This is a genomic window from Streptomyces sp. NPDC093221, assembly GCF_044753885.1.
Taxonomy (GTDB): domain Bacteria; phylum Actinomycetota; class Actinomycetes; order Streptomycetales; family Streptomycetaceae; genus Actinacidiphila.
Genome location: NZ_JBIVOA010000001.1, coordinates 24,848 through 41,877 on the forward strand (window position 1 = coordinate 24,848; position 17,030 = coordinate 41,877).

The following is a 17,030-nucleotide window of genomic DNA, read 5'->3' on the forward strand; positions in this document are numbered from 1 at the left end:
CGTCCCAGCCACCACCGTCGGCGGGCAGTTGGGGACGCTGGGATGGAAAAACCGGCTCTGAGCAGGGGGAACGCACCTCCCCTGGAATGCGTGACTGGGACGCGGGGGGATGGAGGAACTGATGTCGGTGGCAACAGGGGCCGGTGAAACGAACGAGTTCGCGACCCTGCTGCGGCAGCTCAAGGACCGTTCGGGCCTGAGCTACGGGGCGCTGGCGAAGCGGCTGCACATGAGCACGTCGACGCTGCACCGCTACTGCAACGGCACCGCGGTGCCGAACGAGTACGCGCCGGTCGAGCGCCTGGCGCGGGTCTGCCGGGCGACGCCCGAGGAACTGATGGAACTGCACCGCCGCTGGATCCTCGCGGACGCGGCGCGCGACCGGCGCGCGGAACAGGCCGCGGCGGCGCGGGCGGGGGCGGCAGCGGCGGAAGCGGGGGCGGCGGCGGAGGCACCGGGTACGGAGCAGGCGGCGCCGTTGTCGCAAGCGGCGGAGGCGGGCGCCGGGGCCGAGACCGGGACCGGGGCCGGGGCCGAAGCCGGGACCGGGACCGAAGCCGGGACCCCGGCCACGGTCAAGGCCGAGACCGACGGGAACGGTGACCTCGTCGTCACCGACCTGCCGCGCACGCCCGCGCCCGCGCCCGCACCGCCGTCACGCCGCCGCCGTCACGCCCTGATCGCGGCCGTCACCGTGGCCGCCGTCCTGGGAGCCGTGGTCCTCGCCGTGGACCGGCCCTGGGACGGCGGGAACGGCGGGGGGTCCGCCGACGGAAAACAGCGGGCCGTCGGCGCCACCGGCACCACCGCCGCCACGACCACCGGTACGGCGGCCACCGCGACGCCGCCCGCCACCCCGTCCTCGACCGCGCCGAGCCGCACCCCGTCCACCACGCCCTCGGCCACCAGGACCGGCGGGGCCGCGCCCGCCACCAGGACCGGCGACGGCGAAGGCGACGGCAAGGCCCCGCCGGTCAGCGTCGACGTCCACCCCTACGTCCGCGCCGAGGAGAACCCGTGCAGCCAGCACTTCCTCGTCGACGCCGAGCCCTCGCACATGGGGCCGCCCGCCAGCGAGCAGGACTCACCGCGCTGGGCCGCCGCGTACGGCGCGGTCTCCTCCGACGAACAGCGCCTGTCCCTCACCGTCCAGGGCACCGGCTCCGAGACCGTCGTCCTGGAGGCCCTGCACGTACGGATCGTCTCCAAGGCCGCGCCGCTCGCCTGGAACGACTACGCGATGGCCGTCGGCTGCGGCGGCAATGTCGGGACGGCGGACTTCGGCGTCGACCTGGACAAGGGCAGCCCGCACCTCACCCCGGAGAACGGCCAGCGCGACTTCCCGTACAGCGTCAGTGAGTCGGACCCCGAGGTCTTCCGCGTCACCGCCACCACCAAGGCGTACGACGTCCGCTGGGACCTGCTCCTGGACTGGTCGAGCGCCACCCGCCACGGCACCCTCCACATCGACAACAAGGGCGTCCCCTTCCGTACCAGCGCCGACGTGAACCGTCCCGGCTACGACTACCCGCCCGGCTACACCGACTGGATCAAGCGGGAGGGCGGCTGAGGCGAGGCGGGGGACGACGCGGTGACGTACGGACACGGGTGACGCGGGTGACGCCGTTACCGCGTCAGTGCTCCGAAGGCGACTTCGGCCGCCCGGGCGATGAGCGCGTCGTCGCGGGTCGCGTCCTCGGCCGCGCGGCGGGACAGGACGGCGAGGACGATCGGCGCGCCCCCGCCGGGCGGCCAGGCGATGGCGATGTCGTTGCGGGTGCCGTACCCGCCGGTGCCGGTCTTGTCGCCGATCCGCCACCCGCGCGGCGCACCGGCCCTGATGGTGTGGTCCCCGGTCGTGTTGCGCACGAGCCAGTCGGTCAGCACGGCGCGCTTGTCGGCGGGGAGGGCCGTCCCGAGGACGTACGCGCGCAGGTCGGTGGCCAGGGTGCGGGGCGTGCTGGTGTCGCGGAGGTCACCGGGGACGGCGTCGCTGAGCGCGGGTTCGTACCGGTCGCAGTGGGTGACGTCGTCGCCGAGCGCGCGCAGGGCGTCCTGGAGCCGCCGGGGGCCGCCGAGTTCGCGGAAGAGAAGATTCGCGGCGGCGTTGTCGCTGTACCGGATGGCCGCGTCGCACAGGTCGCGCACGCTCATTCCGGTGGCCACGTGCTTCTCGGTGATCGGTGAGTTGCTGACGAGGTCGCCCCGGCCGTAGCGCACGACGCGGTCGAGCCGCCGCAGCGAGTTCTTCTCCAGAACGGCTCCGGCGAGCAGGGCCTTGCAGGTGGAGGCGTACGCGAAGCGTTCGTCGGAGCGGTGCGCGACGGTACGGCCGCTGCCGGTGTCGAGCGCGTGGACGCCGAGGGTGGCGTCGAACTTCTTCTCCAGGTCGGCGAAGGCGCGCCGTGTGGCGGGGTCGGCGGCGTTCGTCGCGCCCGGAGCGGGTCGCGTGGGCCCGGTGGGCCCGGTGGGCCGGGTCGCGGGCGGGGACGTCGTCGTCGGCCGGGCGCCCGACCGGGTCGGGGCGGACGTTCCGGAGCCGCCGCAGCCGGTGATCGGCACGGCCGCGATCCCGGTGAGGGTGGCGAGCGCGGAACGGCGGGAGACAGGGGCGCGGGTGTCCATGGGGTGCGGGACTCCGTTCTGAGGGGGGTGGGTTCGCAGTTCTGAGGGGGGTGGGTTCGCACCGGGGGGCCGCCGGTCGGCTCGGGAGGTGAGCCGGTCCTGGTGGCTGCGGACGGCCCACGGCGTCGGTGCGGGGGCACACCGTACGGTCGGCCCCTCGTCCCGGAGTCAAGCCCGCGACCGGGCCGTATGTCGAATATGCTCTTGATGTCGGATCGATTCACAGGCCGTATCGGCCCACGCTAGGGGGCACGGATTGCTGACGGAACGGCATCTGGAAATCTTCGTCGCGCTGGCGGAAGAGGGACACTTCGGGAGCGCCGCGCAGCGGGTCGGCATCACGCAGCCGCCGCTGTCGCAGGGCCTGCGGCGGCTGGAGGCGCTGCTCGGCGTCCGCCTCTTCGACCGCGAGCGCGGGGTGTCCCTCACCGAGGAGGGCGCCCTGCTGCTCCCGCACGCCCGCCGGGCGCTGGCCGCGCTCGCGGAGCTGCGCGAGACCGGTGCACGTGAGCAGGCCGACGGCCGCCGTCTGCGCCTCGGGCTGGCCCCCGAGGTGCCCGCGCCCCTCGCGGCCGGCGCGGCGGCCGACGTCGCGGGCGCGCCGGTACGGACCGGTGAACGGACGCGCATCGGCGTGACGACGGCGCCGACGGCCGTACTGCTCAACGACCTCGCCGCCGGGCGGCTGGACATCGCCGTGATCCGGCACCCGTCCGTGCTGCACGGTCTCACCGCGGGCCGGGTGATCCTGCTGCCGACCTGGCTCCTCACCCCGGCAGGTCCGCACGTTTCTCACGGCGACGGTCACGGTGACGATGGCGGTGGCGGTGGCGCGCCGCCGCGGCTGCCCGTCGCCGTACGACCGCGGGCCGAGGCGCCCGCGGCCCACGACCTGTTCGTGGACACCCTGGCCAGCCGTGGCCGCCGGGTGGAGACGGTGGTGGTCTCCGACGAGCGCGCCGGGCTCGCACTGGTGGCGGCGGGCCAGGCGGTGCTGGTCACGGCGGACGACACGCTGACGGCCTCGGGGGTGGAGCGGCGCGCGGCGGCCGATCCGCCGCTTCCGCTGCGGCTGCGGGTGGCCTGGAATCCGCGGCGGCCGGGGGCGGGGGAGACCGCGCGGACGGCGCGGCGGTTCGAGGAGAGCCTGGCCCGTGGCGTCGCGGCCCCTCACACCTCTGTGCACTCTCCGCACGGCGTCCCGGCCCGGCGGGTGGCGCCGTGAGCGGCACCCGGCACACGAGCGGGGTCGAGCGGGCCATCCGCGCCCTGTTCGACGACGCGGGCGTCCGCGGCTGGCTGCACGTGGCGGATCTGCGCCGCCCGTCCGACCAGGTGACGATCGACCCCGGCGAACGGCTGCCCATCGCCTCCGTCTACAAGGTGCCGCTGATGGCCGCCTTCTGCCGCCTCGCGGACGCCGGGCTGCTCGACCCGCGCCGCCCGGTGACGCTGGAGCCCGACGAGCGCGTCCCCGGCGCGACCGGCGTCTCCGTACTCCGCGACCCCGTCACCATGTCCCTGCGCGACCTGGTCGTCCTGATGATGACCATCTCCGACAACGCCGCGGCCGACGCCGTCCTCCGCGCGGTCGGTCCCGACGTGGTCGACGCCATGTGCCGCGAGCTGGGCATGTCCGACACCCGCGTCCACGGCGGCGCCGCCGGCACGTTCAGCCGCCTGGTCGCCGAGACGGGCGCCGCCTCCCTGGACGCGGCCCTCGCCCGCGTCGCCGACAACGACTCGGTCGCACCCCCCGGCGTGTACGACCCGGCCTTCACGGCGTCCGGCACCCCCGCCGACATCGCCGTGCTGCTCCGCGCGATCTGGACCGACGAGGCCGCCTCCGCCGCCCGTTGCGCCTTCATGCGCGACGTCATGCGCCGACAGCCCTGGACCCACCGCCTCGCCTCCGGCTTCCCCTACGACGACATCACCGTCTACGGCAAAACCGGCACCTTCGGCTCACTGCGCCACGAGGCGGGCGTCGTCGAATTCCCCGACGGCACCGCCTACACCGCCGTCGTCTTCACCCAGGCCGCCCGCTCCGACACCAAACTCCCGCGCGCCGACGCCGTCATCGGCACGGCGGCGCGACTGGCGGTGGAAGCACTACGCGCCACCCGCACCACCTGACCGCCCCCGGCCCCCAGGTACGACGGTGAGCCTTCGCGGTGTGGACGACTCTGCGGAGATCCTCACCACGCCTCAGGCGAGGACGTGTTCCCAGGTCAGGGCCGACGTCCCTTCGATCCAGTAGCGGTGGGACGCCTGGGTGACGCGGAGCCGTACCGAGTTGATCTCAGGGTGTCCGGCGGCCTGCCAGGCGACGAGCGCGCCCTCGATCCTGTCCCAGAGAGGTACGGGGCCGCCCTGCCGGACCGTCCACCGGCCGTCCTGGGCGGTGAATTCCGCGAAGGACTCCCGGTCGGGGTCGAAGAGGTACAGCAGGCCGGTCCCGTCGCTCCGGACGGCGCGGACGAGATGTGCGCCAGGTGCGGCGAGTTGAGCGAGGAAGGCCGGCATCCAGTCGTCGAGGAGGGTCGGTGGCACCTTCGTCTTCCGCTCGCTGTCCACGTAGGCGGTGCGGGCGGACAGGTCGCCTGCCACCGGCACGACGGCTTGGGCACGTGCCTGCATGAACGACGAGCGGCCGGCAATGCGGCCCTCGGCGTTGCCGTCGTCGTCGACGATCACCTTGGCCAGGCCGGTTCCGTACGGCCAGGAGCCCACGGTGGCCAGGATGGTGCCCCCGGGCTTGGTCTGGAGGATCCAGGTGTGCGGGATGCGGCGGACGGCGCAGGTGGCGATCACGCGGTCGTACGGGGCGTTCCGTGGGTACCCGAGGAGGCCGTCGCCGGTGACGGTCCATGCGGAGAAACCGAGCGATTCCAGCGCGGTGTCCGCGCGCTCGGCCACCTCCGGATCGACCTCGACCGTGGTCACGTTCTCCGCGCCGAGGCCGTGGCACATCAGGGCGGAGGAGTAGCCGGTACCGGTGCCGATTTCCAGGACCCGGTGGCCGGGCTCCAGGTCCAGATTCTCGATCATCCGGACGACGGTGGCCGGGGTGGTGGAGGAGGAAGTGGGCACCCCGGCAACGGACTCGGCCGTCTGGTCGGCGGTCAGGTGGCCGTCGAGCTGAGTGGTGAGGGTGTCGCGACCGTACGCGGTCCTGAGCCACTCGGTGGGCTCGGTGCCGGCCGCCGTGACGGGTTTCCAGAGGCCGCCCTCGTCGAGGAACACCCCGGGGCGGAGGAACACCTCGCGGGGTACGGCTTCGACGGCCGCGCGCAGCCAGGGCGAGATGAGGTCGCCGTGTCGAGCCAGCGCCGTGGCGAGGCGGCGGCGCTCGGGCGCGGAATCGGTCACGGGCTTTCTCCTTGTGCGAGCAGGTCGGCGAACGCGGAGGACATCGGGAGGCCGGTCTCGGTCGCCAGCCACCCCCACTGGCCGTTGGGATTCAACTCCAGCCACCAGTAGTCGCCCGCCCGATCCACGGCGAGGTCGAAGCTCCCCGACACCAGGCCGAGACACTCCAGATAGAGGTGGAGCGCCTTGGCCACCTCCTCGGGAAGGCGCTCGACGGTGTAGGTGAGGGCGCTGTAGTCCTTGCGCCAGTCCAGCAGACCGGACTGGATCCGCACGGCGAACGTGCGCCGGCCGACCACCAGGACACGGACGTCGGCGGCTTTCTCCACGCGAGCCTGAAACAGGTGCGGCGCGACACGGACGCTTTCGTCGACCTCGTCGGCGGACACGGGTTCGGCCCAGCCGGTGACCGGTACGCCGTCCCGCACGTACGGGGTCCAGCGCAGCGTTTTGAACAGCACGTCGCCTCGGATACCGGCAATGAACTCGCGTGCTTCGTCCGGGTCGTTGGTGATGAGGGTGGCCGGGACGGCGAGGCCGAGTCGCTGTGCGAGGGCGAGCTGCGCGGGTTTGTAGTCGGCGGCGGCGATCCGCTGGGGATGGTTCACCCAGAGCGGGCCGTCCATCGCGTAGAGGAGACCGCCGAGCCCGAAGCGGACGTGCGCAGCCGCGAACCGGGCGTCGTCCGGGCGCAGATGGGAGAAGGCCGGCCACTCGGGGCGGCGCCAGTACACCGCGCGGACGCGGGCCAGGTCGGCTGTCCTCGACCGGGTGCGCAGCCGCCCGGCCATGGAGTCCGGGCGGGTGCCGAACCGGGTCGAGACCGTCAAGTCGGCACCGATGTCAGCAGGGTTGAACCTGACCACGGGCACATTCCGCCGGTTGAGTTCGGTGATCACCATGTCGGCGGTCAGGTCGTCCGCCTCGGTCACCACCAGAACCGGCCTCTCCTCGGTCACGGCGTCAGTCCTGCTCGGAATCCTGGTCGTGACCCTGATCGTTCTTGGAGTCCGAGTTCGTGGTGGTCGACGTTTCGGTGCCCTTGCTGGTGCCGTGCGCGCCCATCTCGACCAGCAGACCGGCGCGATCGCGGAACACACCTAATTGCGTGCCGGGGTCGACGACGACCGTGGCATGCGGGCGCTGTGCGGTGGCCGGGTACGGGGCGAGACGGCCGACGCCCCACGGTGCGGTGGGCTGGGGCGCGAGTCGCTGCTCGGTTCGGGTGACCACGCTGATGACCTCCACGGCGGGACGAACGGATCGGGTCCTTCGAGCCTGCCGCGGCCCCATCCCGCCGGGAATGAACCGCCGTTGCACCTTTGTGGCACTTCCGTGGCCGCTCGCACACCGTCCGTGATTCCATGGCGGCGGGAGGTAGGCGCGCTGTGGTGAACGTGAGTCGATGGACGGGCCACGAGGCGGGCTTGCTGCGGCAGGCGCTGCGCATGAGTGTGCGTGCTTATGCGGCGCATCTCGGCGTCGGCATCCGCACCGTCTCGAAGTGGGAGAAGCTGGGCACGGACACCTGCCCCTGGCCCGACACGCAAGCCATTCTCGACACAGCCCTCGCTCGTTCCGACGCCGCCGTACAAGCCCGATTCGATCAGCTCATGGGTTCGTTCCCCGGGCGGCGACCGACCAGGACGCCCTCGCTCACGGTCGCCGATTACGAGACCTGGACGGAGGATCTGGAGCGCAGCGCGGTGTGTCTCGACCGCCAGGACTTCTCCTTCGCCGCCAGCCTCCTGGAACGTTGGCTCGGTCGGGTCCGGACACGGGACCTGGACGATCGCGGCTTGTACCTCTACGGTCGCTCCCTGGTCCTCTCCGGCGACCTGCGCCGACTCCAGGGCACCCTTCAGGACTTGATGACCGCCAAGCGCCTCTACTGCGACGCCCACGCCGTGTTCACCGAACTCGGCATCCCCCGCCGGGCCGCGCAGATCGAACTATCGCTCGCGGTGGTCACCGAGATGGCCGGACGGCTGGCCCCCGCCGCCACGCTTTATCAACAGCTCACCGACGACGAAAGGCTCGGCTCGGCCGACCGCGCTCGCGCCCTGCTGTGGATCGGCACCGCCCTGTCCAAGCACGGCCGCAACGAGTTCGCCATCCAGGTCATGGCACAGGCAGCCGAGCGGTTCGAGAACCTGGACGAACCGGAGGACTGGGCGACCGCCCAGCAGAAGCTCGCGCTGGCGCACCGCGGCGTCGGCGATCTCACCCGGGCGCTGGCGTACATCGACACGGCCCGCAGCAACGGCCGTTTCGAGACCCCGCTCCAGCGCGTCCAGATCGACACCGCGCACGGTCACATCCTGCTCACCGACCCGGCCACCCGCAGTGCCGGCGACTCCGTGCTCGACCGGGCCTCCGACACCGCCACCCGGTACGGCCTGAAACACCAACTGCGCAGCATCAAGAGCGTGCGTGAGAGCGAGGAGTACGCGTGACCAGGCAGGCACCGATCAGCGACGCGGACCGGGCCGACGCCCGCACCATCTGGGACTTCCACCAGATGGGCCACGAGCTGAAGCCCTGCTCCGCCGCGATCACCCTCGGCAGCCTCGACCTCGGTGTGGCCACCACCGCCGCTGGCCTCTACCGCGCCGGCATGTTCCCGACCGTGGTCTTCACAGGCGACACCAGCGCAGCCACCCAGGCACGATTCCCGCGCGGCGAAGCCACCCACTACCGCGAGCACGCGCTCTCCCTGGGAGTGCCGGACGAGGCGATCCTGCTGGAGCCCAAGGCCACCAACACCGGTCAGAACATCGGCTTCTCCCGCGAAGTGCTGGAGAACGCGGGCATCCCGGTGACCACCCTTCTCCTGATCTCCATGCCGTACATGCAGCGCCGGGCCTACGCGACGTGCCGCAAGGTGTGGCCCGAGGTCGAGCCGGTCTGCGTCTCCCAGCCTTTGCCGTACGACGAGTACGTCAGGACGCATGACGACGAGAAGCAGCTCATCGACATGCTCATGGGCGACATGGAACGGGTGATGGAGTACCCCAAGCGCGGATTCGCCATCGAGCAGCACGTCCCTGAAAGGGTCCGCGATGCCTTCGAACGCCTCCGCGCCGGTGGTTACGACACCTGGCTCCTGCCCGGCTGACCGAACCGCCTCCTTGCACGCACCGGCCGTGCGCTCGTGCGCGATCCATCAGCCCAACCTCCTGCCCCGCCTCTCCACACTGGCGAAGCTCTACGCGGCCGACGTATGGGTGGTCCTCGACGACGTCCAGTTCGTCCGTCGCGACTACCAGCACCGAGCCCGGCTCGCGGGGCTCCACCGCCCGGAGCAATGCCGGTGGCTGTCCGTGGAAACCCATCTCCCTTACGGGCGCGCAACATTGATCCGCGAGGCCCGACTCGTAGACCCGTCACGCGCCGCCCGGCGCCTCAGCCAGTTGCCCGCACAGCACTACCGCCTCAGCGGCTACTGGCCGTCACTGCAAGCCGCCCTCCAACCCGCAGTCCAGGCGGTCACTGAAACCGGTGGGACAGCGTCCGTCGCTGAATCCACCACCCGCGCCCTGCTGAACGTCCTGGACTGGCGCGGCTCCATCGTGCACAGCAGTGACCTCGCCGCGTCCTCGGACCGCTCGGCACGCCTGGCCGACCTCACGAGGGCGGTCGGCGCCGACACCTACCTCTGCGGCACGGGCGGCATGCGATACCTCGACCGAAGCCCCTTCGCCGAGCGGGGTCTCAGCGTCCACGCACTCCGTCCACCATCCTCCGAGGGCCTGTGGACGGGGGCGGCGACAGTGTCCGCCCTGTGGGCACTCGCCGCGTACGGCCCCCGCAACATCAAGGCCGCGTTCGACGAGTTCCTCACAGCTCGTGTCCCGCACGCCAGCGGCCCCCTCGCCCGAACCGGGCGAGGGGGCCGCTGAACTGCACAAACGGGGGTGGAGCCTAGGAGATTCGAACTCCTGACATCTGCCTTGCAAAGGCAGCGCTCTACCAACTGAGCTAAGGCCCCGCTACGGGAGACAGCGTACCGGTTCCGGGGGCGGGGGCCGAACGGGTATGGGGGTGGGTCCGTAGGATGGGTTTGCTGGATTCGCGGGAGCAAATTGGGAGCGCGTATGGATGCGTCGGCGCAGGACTCGGCACGTCGCGCGCAGGAGGCGAGGGAGTTGCAGCGGGGGTGGTACGGGGAGCCGTTGGGGGATCTGTTCAGGCGGCTGCTGGCGGACCTGGGGCTGAACCAGGCGCGGCTGGCGGCGGTGCTGGGGCTGTCGGCGCCGATGCTGTCGCAGCTCATGAGCGGGCAGCGGGCGAAGATCGGGAATCCGGCGGTGGTGCAGCGGTTGCAGGCGTTGCAGGAGCTGGCGTGGCAGGTGGCGGAGGGCCGGACGGGGGCGATCGAGGCCGCGGCGCGGATGGACGAGATCCGGGAGCTGGCCGGGTCGTCGGTGCTGGGCGGGACGACGACGCACTCGGCGGCCGGGGAGCTCCCGGCGGCGCCCGCGCGGCAGGTGGTGCGGGGCATCCAGGACGTGCTGCGGTCGGTCGCGTCCGCGCAGGAGATCGAGCGGGCGGCGCACTCCCTCGCGCCCGCCCACCCGCAACTGGCAGAGTTCCTTCGTGTGTACGGCGCCGGGCGGACCGGTGAGGCGGTCGCGCACTACGAGGCGCATCAGGACTGAGGGGAGGGGCGCGCACCATGGGTGAGGTCTTCGCGGGCCGGTACGAACTGGTGGACCCGATCGGCCGCGGCGGCGTGGGCGCGGTCTGGCGCTCGTGGGACCGCCGCAGGCGCCGCTACGTGGCCGCCAAGGTCCTCCAGCAGAGCGACGCGCACGCGCTGCTGCGTTTCGTCCGCGAACAGGCGATGCGGATCGACCACCCCCATGTGCTGGCCCCGGCGAGCTGGGCGGCCGACGACGACAAGGTGCTGTTCACCATGGACCTGGTGCACGGCGGCTCGCTGTCGCACCTGATCGGCGACTACGGGCCGCTGCCGCCGCACTATGTGTGCGTGCTGCTCGACCAGTTGCTGTCCGGGCTGACCGCCGTGCACGCCGAGGGCGTCGTCCACCGCGACATCAAGCCCGCGAACATCCTGCTGGAGGCGACCGGCACCGGCACCCCGCACCTGCGCCTGTCGGACTTCGGCATCGCCATGCGCAAGGGCGAGCCGCGGCTGACCGAGACGGACTACGTGGTCGGCACGCCCGGCTACTTCGCGCCGGAGCAGATGCTCGGCGCCGAGCCCGACGTCCCCGCCGACCTCTACGCGGTGGGCCTGGTCGCGCTCTATCTGCTGGGCGGGCAGAAGCCGGACGCGCAGGCGATCTCGGAGCGCTTCCTGACGATGGGCATGCCGCCCGCGCCCGTGGGGGTGCCGGAGCCGCTGTGGCAGGTCATCGGCGCGCTGCTGCAACCCGACCCGCGGGCCAGATTCCGTACGGCCAACGGCGCGCGCAAGGCGCTGGCCGCCGCCGTGGAGCTGATCGGGGAACCGGCCGCGGGCGACGAACCGGTGGAGGTCTTCGACCAGATCGGCCCGCTGCCCGAGGGCTTCGGCCCGGACGGCCCGCTGCCCGCCAAGTCCTCGCAGTCCGCGGAACGCGCGAGGCACGCGGGGCCCGCGGAACCGGAACCCGCCGCGCCCGCCGCCCCGGCCGTCCCGGAACCGGCCCGCGCCCTCACCACCGGCTTCCCCCTCGCCGCCCCGCAGACGGCCGCCCCGCAGACAGTCGGCCCGCAGACAGTCGGCCCGCAGACAACGGCCCCCGCCCCCGTACAGCCGGTCACCCACACCAGGACCCGCGCGGAGCCGTACACCCCCGCCCAGCCGCTCCCCCCGGCCGCGCCCATCGCTCGTACGGCCCCGACGCGCCCGCTGCCCGACCCGGCGGCCACCGGCCAGGCCGCCGCGGACCCCGCGGCCGGTCACAGCGCCGGTACGGTCTCGGCCCGCCTCCCGGTCCGCGCGCCCACGCCGGGCCCTTCGGCCAAGGTGGTCGTGCCGGTCCTCGTCGTCGCCGTCCTGTGCTTCGTCGTCGGCATCCTGGCCCTGCTGGCCTCCTAGAGCCGCCGGCCTCCGCGCGGAAACGGGTAACAACCGCCCTCCAGGAGAGCGACTGTTACCGGCATCCGTAAACAAGTGCCCGTACAAGAACCCGTACGAGAGCCCGTCCGAGAGCCCGTAGAAGACACCCGCTACCAGGCAGGCGGCGGCCCGTACCCCGGCTGCGGCGGCACCGCGTCCGCCGTCCGCGCCGCCCGTCGCCGCGCGGCGACGAACCACACCACGAGCGTGAGCAGCAGCACCGTCCCGGCGCCCATGGCGCCGAAGGCGAGGAAGCGCAGCCCCGAACTGCCGGACGACCCGGACGACCCGGTACCCGAGCCGTTCGCCGCCGAGACGTCGTGCGCGCTGACGCCGATGCCGGCCGCGCCCGGATCACCGTCGTACGCGGGCGCGGGCAGCGCCTCGCCCTTGACGTCCACCCGCAGGGTGACCGGCACCGCGCCCGTCACCGCCTTGGCGACATCGGGGTGCACGGTGACCGCGAAGTAGTACCAGCCCGCGTACCGCACCCGCACCACATCGGTGGCGCTGCCCGCCCTGTTGGCGTACGACACCGGCGCCAGCCGCTCGTTCAGCGAGGTCGGCGCGCCGGAGTAGGAGTGGTCGACGGAGTCGATCAGCTCGCGGACCGGGCTGTACGCCGTCAGCCGCACGCCCTGGCCGATGTACGTGGCGCTGTCGCCGTTGGCCGGAGCGCTGGAGAAGTCCGAGAAGACGGTGGCCTGCTGGCCCCAGTCGACCGGGACCTTGTAGAAGCGCGTCTCGCCCGGCAGCACCTTGTCCTTCCAGATGCCGGTCTTGACGGCCGCCGCCGTCTCGAAGCTGGGGCCGCCGCGGGCCTGCCGCGGGGTGCCCGCGGTCAGCGGGGTCGGCGACGCGGAGCCGAAGTTCGGCGCGGGCTGCGCCGTCGTCCCGGCCTTCAGCGCGGGTTCGAGGACGAAGCGCAGCTCCAGCGGCCACGCGCCGGGGTCGGACGTCCCCGCGCTCGTCCGGTGCACCGACAGCGTGTACTGGTTGGCCTCCTGGCAGGACGTGCCGACGCCCGCCAGCCGCGCGACCGCCGAGCCGATCGGCCGGGTCGCGTCGTCGTCACGGAAGTTGGCGTCCCGGCTGTCGCAGGTGGTGCCGTCCGCGCTCTGGAGTTCAAGCTCCAGCCCGTCGTTGTACGCCACCCGCGAGCCGGTCGGCGGCAGCGCGAAGGCCGAGGCGTACGCCGAGGACGTGGCGTCGAGCGTGATCCCGTACATCCGGGTCTCGTTCGGCTTGATCATGCCCCGGTACGTGGTCGCGGCCTTCAACGGCGGCGCGTCCGCCGTGGTCTGCGCCCCCGAGACGGCGGTGCCCTCCGGCTTCCAGGTGGCCGGGGCCTCGGTCGGGACCCCCGTGGAACCGGCCGAGGACGACCCCGACGCGGAGGACGGGGGCGCGGACGGTGACGCCGTGTCGGCCGCCGCCTGTCCCTGGAGCGCGGCGAGCGCGAGCACGCCCGCCGCCGCGGTGAACGTCAGTTGGCGCTTCATGCCCCACCCCTGTAGTCGTCGCCGGACTGAGTGCCCGGTTGAGTGCCCGGTTGAGTGCCGGTCTCAGGGCCCGTCTGAGTGCCCGGTTGAGTGCCGGTCTGTGTGCTCGTCTGTGTGCCGGTGTGTGTGCCCGTCTGAGGGCCGACCAGCGTGTCCGCCTGCGCGCGGAACCGCTGACGGGCCCCGGCGCGGCGGATCAGCGCCGCCACCCCGACCCCGGCCAGCGCCACGGCGCCGCCCGTCCCCGCCGCGAGCAGGTCCTTGCCCGTGACCGAGCCGATGCCGGACCCCGCGGCGGAGCCCGTACCGTCACCGTCACCGTCACCGTCACCCGCGGCCCGGCCCTTCGTACCGCCGTCGGCGCCGCTCGCGCCGTTCCGGTCGCCGCCCTGCCGGGCCAGCTTCGGCGCCTGGTACTCGGGGCCCGCCAGCTCGTCACCGGTGACCGCGACCCGCAGGATGACGCCGACAGCGGCGTTCTTGGCCAACTGCGCCGCGTTCGGGCCGAGTCCGACCGCGATCCAGTAGTCGCCCGCGCTGTGCACGGTGTCGGCCGGGTCGCCGACCGTCCAGCGGTTGGTCCAGGTCACCGGGACGGTACCGAGGCCGACCGACAGCGGCTTGCCGAAGTACGAGCGCTCGCCGCGGGCGTCGGAGGCGCTCTCGATCGGGAGCCTGCCGGGCGCGAAGGCCGAGGTGGTGACGAAGGTGGACGCGTGGGACGAGGAGTCGTCCAGGACCGGCTCGTTGGCGAATTCCGCCGCGTAGGTGAGCTGCTGGCCCCAGCCGAGGTGGACCTTGTAGTAGCGGGTCTGGCCGGGCAGCAGGTGGTCCCGCCAGACGCCGGTGCCGACCCGTGCGGCGTCGTTGAAGCCGGTGCCGCCGACGAGGTCCTTGGGCGTGCCGGTGACGGGCGCGGGCGCGGCCCCGTAATCGGTCCGCGCGGCGGCCGGTGTGGTGCCCGCGGGCAGCGGCGCCTCGGCGTCCAGCCGCAGTTCGACCGGCCAGCGGCTCCGGTCGGAGGCGGGCGCGCTCGTCCGGTGCACCGACAGCAGGTAGCGGCCCGCCTTGTCGCAGTCGTCCTTGTGGTCGGCGGACGGCACCCGGCTGACCGCGCCGGTCAGCGTCATCGCGCCCTCGTTCTGCCCGAAGTGCGCGGACTGCGTGTCGCAGGAGTAGGCGTACTTACCCGTCCCCGTGAGCTTCAGCTCCAGGCCGTCGCCGTAGGTGACCGGCACGCCCGGCTGCGGGGCCGCGGTGACCGACGCGTCGGCGGTCGAGACGCCGTCCAGCGTGGCGGCGTACCAGCGCGTCTCGCCGGGGCCGATGGTGTCGAGGTACTGGCCGGTGCTGATCGAGGCGGCGTGCTCCGCCGAGTCGCCGCCGGTGATCCGGGTGCCCTCGAAGCGGTACGCGTCCGCGCTCAGTTGGGAGGCGCGCACGAGCTGGCGGGCGAGCGAGGCGGCGTCCGGCGCGTCGTAGTACGAGCCGTGCCCGGCGCGGGCGACGCACTCCAGCTCGTCGCGGGCCGCGCCCTTGACCTGGAAGCCGACCGTGTTGATCCGCAGGTCGATGCCGTCCTTGCCGTCGCCCGCGAGCCGCGCGGCCACGTCGCACGGCTTGGGCGCCCCGCAGTTGGACTCGCCGTCCGAGATCAGCAGGATCGTGCGCCGCCCGTCGGCGGGCAGGTCGTCGGCCGCCTTGGTGAGCGCGAGCGCCGTCGGGGTGTCCCCCTTGGGCTGTACGGCGTCCACCGCGCGCTTGACGGCGTCCCGGTCGAGCGGGGTGACCGGCTTGGCGAGCGAGGTGTCGTCGCAGCCGTGCGGCTTGCCCGCGCCGTAGACCCGCAGTCCGGTCGGGTAGCCGTCCGGCAGCGAGTCCACGACGGAGCCGACGGCCTTGCGGGCCGAGGCGATCCGGGTGCTGCCCGAGCCGTCGGGGCCCGCCATCGAGCCGGAGGAGTCCAGCACCATGATCAGGCTGCCGTCCTGCCCGACGGCCGGGGCGGCCGGCGCGGCGGGTGCGGCCGGGGCCGCGGCGGCGGTTCCCGCGCCGGTCAGCACGGCCGCGCAGGCCAGGAGCAGCGCCCCGAGCAGCGCGGCGGTGGCGGCTGCCCGCCCCGGTGGTGGTCGTCGTTCCATGCCGTCACATCCCCCTCACTCCACTTCATTTGCAAGAGCAAACCTAAGGATTTGCTCAGGCAAACTCAAGCGGTTCCTGTCACGGTCCCGCAACAGCCGAGCCGGGCTCGCCCGCACGCCCCGGCAGCGGCCAAGTCCCCCGACCCGCCCCCACGGCCCCCGGAAACAGCGAAGCCCCGGCGGCACTCACCCATGAGTGCGGCCGGGGCCCGAAGACAGTACGTACGGTTCACACGGTCGTGCTGGATCCCGCCGGAACCGTGTCGGTGGCTTCGGTCCACAGGTCCTGCTCGGCGCGGTCCGCCTGAATCTGTCGGTATACGAACAGTCCGGCGACGGCGGCCAGGGCGACCAGGAGAAACTTCTTCATCGCGTGACCTCCTCCTTGATTCCGTGGGGAGAGCTTCTGACGCGCCCGACTATACACAGCGGCCGATACCGAACGGTGACCTGTGCGGCCTTTCGTTCTACCCTCAACAGCGCGGCCTCACACCCCCCGTACACACCGAAGGCCCCCAACCGACTTGCGGTTGGGGGCCTTCACGCGGTGGGGCTACCAGGACTTGAACCTGGGGCCTCTTCCTTATCAGGGAAGCGCTCTAACCGTCTGAGCTATAGCCCCGCGCTGCACCGAAAGATTAGCGCACCCTGGGCCATGTCCCAAAATCGGTATCCGCCGCCCCGACCTGCCGCCCTGACGGACGGCTACTCGTCCTCCGCCAGCGTCAGCTCGACACCGCCGACGAAGCCCGCCGAGAGGTTGTAGACGAAGGCGCCGAGCGTGGCCAGCGCGGTGGCCAGGATGACGTCGATCACGGCGATCACACAGGTGATGACCATCACCCGGGAGAGCGACAGGAACGACACCAGGTCGAAGCCGCCGCTGCCGCCCTGCTCGGACGTGGTGGCCTCGCTGATGGTGTCGCCGACGGTGCTGAAGACGCCGATCGCGTCCAGCACCATCCACAGCACCGCCACGGCGATGATCGTGCAGATGCCCAGTGCGATGGAGAGCAGGAAGCTCACCTTCATCACCGACCAGGGATCGGCCTTGGCGATCCGCAGCCGCGCCTTGCGGGTGCGCGGCACCGACCGGGCCGCGGGACGCGGCCTGCGCACCCCCGCGGCGGCGGGCGAACCCGGCGTCGGCGGAGGTGTGGCGGGTGCCGGCGGCGCGTACGCCTGCGCCGGCTGGTGCGGCGGCGGCTGACGCGTGTCAGTCACGGTGTATCCCCCCTCTTGCGGGCCGTTGAGGTTGGCCGAGCCATGGGCACCCCCGGTCCTGCCCGCCCCACCTGCGGCGCCCGTGGCTCCACTCAC

16 protein-coding genes and 2 tRNA genes are annotated in these 17,030 nt (G+C 72.7%); 8 read left to right on the plus strand and 10 right to left on the minus strand.

Annotated features, from left to right (window positions below; genetic code table 11):
- Positions 1–121 precede the first annotated feature (121 nt).
- Positions 122–1,570, plus strand: a complete 1,449-nt coding sequence (locus ACIQCJ_RS00120; protein ID WP_402710223.1) for a helix-turn-helix domain-containing protein — start codon at positions 122–124, stop codon at positions 1,568–1,570.
- Between the two features lie 56 nt (positions 1,571–1,626).
- On the opposite strand, the gene bla is transcribed toward ACIQCJ_RS00120, so the two are convergent.
- Complete coding sequence (gene bla, locus ACIQCJ_RS00125; protein ID WP_402710224.1) at positions 1,627–2,625, minus strand: class A beta-lactamase; 999 nt, start codon at positions 2,623–2,625, stop codon at positions 1,627–1,629.
- A 256-nt stretch (positions 2,626–2,881) separates the two neighbouring features.
- Here bla and ACIQCJ_RS00130 point away from each other — a divergent pair, with 256 nt between their 5' ends.
- Both ACIQCJ_RS00130 and ACIQCJ_RS00135 read left to right on the plus strand, forming a co-directional pair.
- A complete protein-coding gene (locus tag ACIQCJ_RS00130; RefSeq protein ID WP_402710225.1) occupies positions 2,882–3,850 on the plus strand; it encodes a LysR family transcriptional regulator in 969 nt (322 codons plus the stop codon).
- Complete coding sequence (locus ACIQCJ_RS00135; RefSeq protein ID WP_402710226.1) at positions 3,847–4,761, plus strand: serine hydrolase; 915 nt, start codon at positions 3,847–3,849, stop codon at positions 4,759–4,761. The genes ACIQCJ_RS00130 and ACIQCJ_RS00135 overlap by 4 nt, the downstream gene beginning before the upstream one ends.
- A gap of 72 nt (positions 4,762–4,833) precedes the next feature.
- On the opposite strand, the gene tgmC is transcribed toward ACIQCJ_RS00135, so the two are convergent.
- Genes tgmC through tgmA form a run of 3 tightly spaced genes read right to left on the minus strand, consistent with a single transcriptional unit; the run spans position 4,834 to position 7,245 of the window.
- Positions 4,834–5,997: an ATP-grasp peptide maturase system methyltransferase gene (gene tgmC / locus ACIQCJ_RS00140; protein ID WP_402710227.1), complete on the minus strand. Its 1,164-nt coding sequence runs from the start codon at positions 5,995–5,997 to the stop codon at positions 4,834–4,836.
- Complete coding sequence (gene tgmB / locus ACIQCJ_RS00145) at positions 5,994–6,956, minus strand: ATP-grasp ribosomal peptide maturase (RefSeq protein ID WP_401306018.1); 963 nt, start codon at positions 6,954–6,956, stop codon at positions 5,994–5,996. The genes tgmC and tgmB overlap by 4 nt, the downstream gene beginning before the upstream one ends.
- 4 nt (positions 6,957–6,960) lie before the next feature.
- Positions 6,961–7,245: a putative ATP-grasp-modified RiPP gene (gene tgmA, locus ACIQCJ_RS00150; protein WP_402710228.1), complete on the minus strand. Its 285-nt coding sequence runs from the start codon at positions 7,243–7,245 to the stop codon at positions 6,961–6,963.
- 140 nt (positions 7,246–7,385) lie between these two features.
- On the opposite strand from tgmA, the gene ACIQCJ_RS00155 reads away from it, so the two are divergent.
- The 3 genes from ACIQCJ_RS00155 to ACIQCJ_RS00165 all read left to right on the plus strand — a co-directional run bounded on the left by ACIQCJ_RS00155 (position 7,386) and on the right by ACIQCJ_RS00165 (position 9,899).
- On the plus strand, positions 7,386–8,453 hold the full coding sequence (locus ACIQCJ_RS00155) for a hypothetical protein (protein ID WP_402710229.1): 1,068 nt from the start codon (positions 7,386–7,388) through the stop codon (positions 8,451–8,453).
- Positions 8,454–8,518: 65 nt separating this feature from the next.
- Positions 8,519–9,115 (plus strand): YdcF family protein, encoded by a 597-nt coding sequence (locus ACIQCJ_RS00160; protein WP_402710825.1) that lies wholly within the window; start codon positions 8,519–8,521, stop codon positions 9,113–9,115.
- A gap of 28 nt (positions 9,116–9,143) precedes the next feature.
- Positions 9,144–9,899, plus strand: a complete 756-nt coding sequence (locus ACIQCJ_RS00165; RefSeq protein ID WP_402710230.1) for a WbqC family protein — start codon at positions 9,144–9,146, stop codon at positions 9,897–9,899.
- Positions 9,900–9,915: 16 nt separating this feature from the next.
- Here ACIQCJ_RS00165 and ACIQCJ_RS00170 read toward each other — a convergent pair.
- Positions 9,916–9,988, minus strand: a tRNA-Ala gene (locus ACIQCJ_RS00170).
- A gap of 106 nt (positions 9,989–10,094) precedes the next feature.
- Between ACIQCJ_RS00170 and ACIQCJ_RS00175 the strand changes: the two genes are divergently transcribed.
- Both ACIQCJ_RS00175 and ACIQCJ_RS00180 read left to right on the plus strand, forming a co-directional pair.
- Complete coding sequence (locus ACIQCJ_RS00175) at positions 10,095–10,658, plus strand: DNA-binding protein (protein ID WP_355336678.1); 564 nt, start codon at positions 10,095–10,097, stop codon at positions 10,656–10,658.
- A gap of 17 nt (positions 10,659–10,675) precedes the next feature.
- Positions 10,676–12,046 carry a protein kinase gene (locus ACIQCJ_RS00180; protein ID WP_402710231.1) on the plus strand — a complete coding sequence of 457 codons (1,371 nt, stop codon included), beginning with the start codon at positions 10,676–10,678 and terminating at the stop codon, positions 12,044–12,046.
- A 131-nt stretch (positions 12,047–12,177) separates the two neighbouring features.
- Here ACIQCJ_RS00180 and ACIQCJ_RS00185 read toward each other — a convergent pair whose 3' ends face one another.
- The 5 genes from ACIQCJ_RS00185 to ACIQCJ_RS00205 form a co-directional block, all read right to left on the minus strand.
- Positions 12,178–13,569 (minus strand): hypothetical protein, encoded by a 1,392-nt coding sequence (locus ACIQCJ_RS00185; protein ID WP_402710232.1) that lies wholly within the window; start codon positions 13,567–13,569, stop codon positions 12,178–12,180.
- Complete coding sequence (locus ACIQCJ_RS00190) at positions 13,566–15,710, minus strand: VWA domain-containing protein (protein WP_402710233.1); 2,145 nt, start codon at positions 15,708–15,710, stop codon at positions 13,566–13,568. Before ACIQCJ_RS00190 ends, ACIQCJ_RS00185 begins: the two co-directional genes overlap by 4 nt.
- Before the next feature lie 229 nt (positions 15,711–15,939).
- Positions 15,940–16,080: a DLW-39 family protein gene (locus ACIQCJ_RS00195; protein ID WP_223187219.1), complete on the minus strand. Its 141-nt coding sequence runs from the start codon at positions 16,078–16,080 to the stop codon at positions 15,940–15,942.
- A gap of 178 nt (positions 16,081–16,258) precedes the next feature.
- A tRNA-Ile gene (locus ACIQCJ_RS00200) sits at positions 16,259–16,332 on the minus strand.
- A gap of 83 nt (positions 16,333–16,415) precedes the next feature.
- The gene (locus ACIQCJ_RS00205; protein WP_391042007.1) at positions 16,416–17,030 is read right to left on the minus strand and encodes a DUF3566 domain-containing protein; all 615 of its coding nucleotides are present in this window, start codon (positions 17,028–17,030) and stop codon (positions 16,416–16,418) included.

Coding starts and splice junctions, on each gene's coding strand:
- ACIQCJ_RS00120 (WP_402710223.1), top strand. CDS start 122: ATGTCGGTGGCAACAGGGGCCGGTGAAACGAACGAGTTCGCGACCCTG.
- bla (WP_402710224.1), bottom strand. CDS start 2,625: ATGGACACCCGCGCCCCTGTCTCCCGCCGTTCCGCGCTCGCCACCCTC.
- ACIQCJ_RS00175 (WP_355336678.1), top strand. CDS start 10,095: ATGGATGCGTCGGCGCAGGACTCGGCACGTCGCGCGCAGGAGGCGAGG.
- ACIQCJ_RS00160 (WP_402710825.1), top strand. CDS start 8,519: ATGGGCCACGAGCTGAAGCCCTGCTCCGCCGCGATCACCCTCGGCAGC.
- ACIQCJ_RS00195 (WP_223187219.1), bottom strand. CDS start 16,080: ATGAAGAAGTTTCTCCTGGTCGCCCTGGCCGCCGTCGCCGGACTGTTC.
- ACIQCJ_RS00185 (WP_402710232.1), bottom strand. CDS start 13,569: ATGAAGCGCCAACTGACGTTCACCGCGGCGGCGGGCGTGCTCGCGCTC.
- ACIQCJ_RS00190 (WP_402710233.1), bottom strand. CDS start 15,710: ATGGAACGACGACCACCACCGGGGCGGGCAGCCGCCACCGCCGCGCTG.
- ACIQCJ_RS00180 (WP_402710231.1), top strand. CDS start 10,676: ATGGGTGAGGTCTTCGCGGGCCGGTACGAACTGGTGGACCCGATCGGC.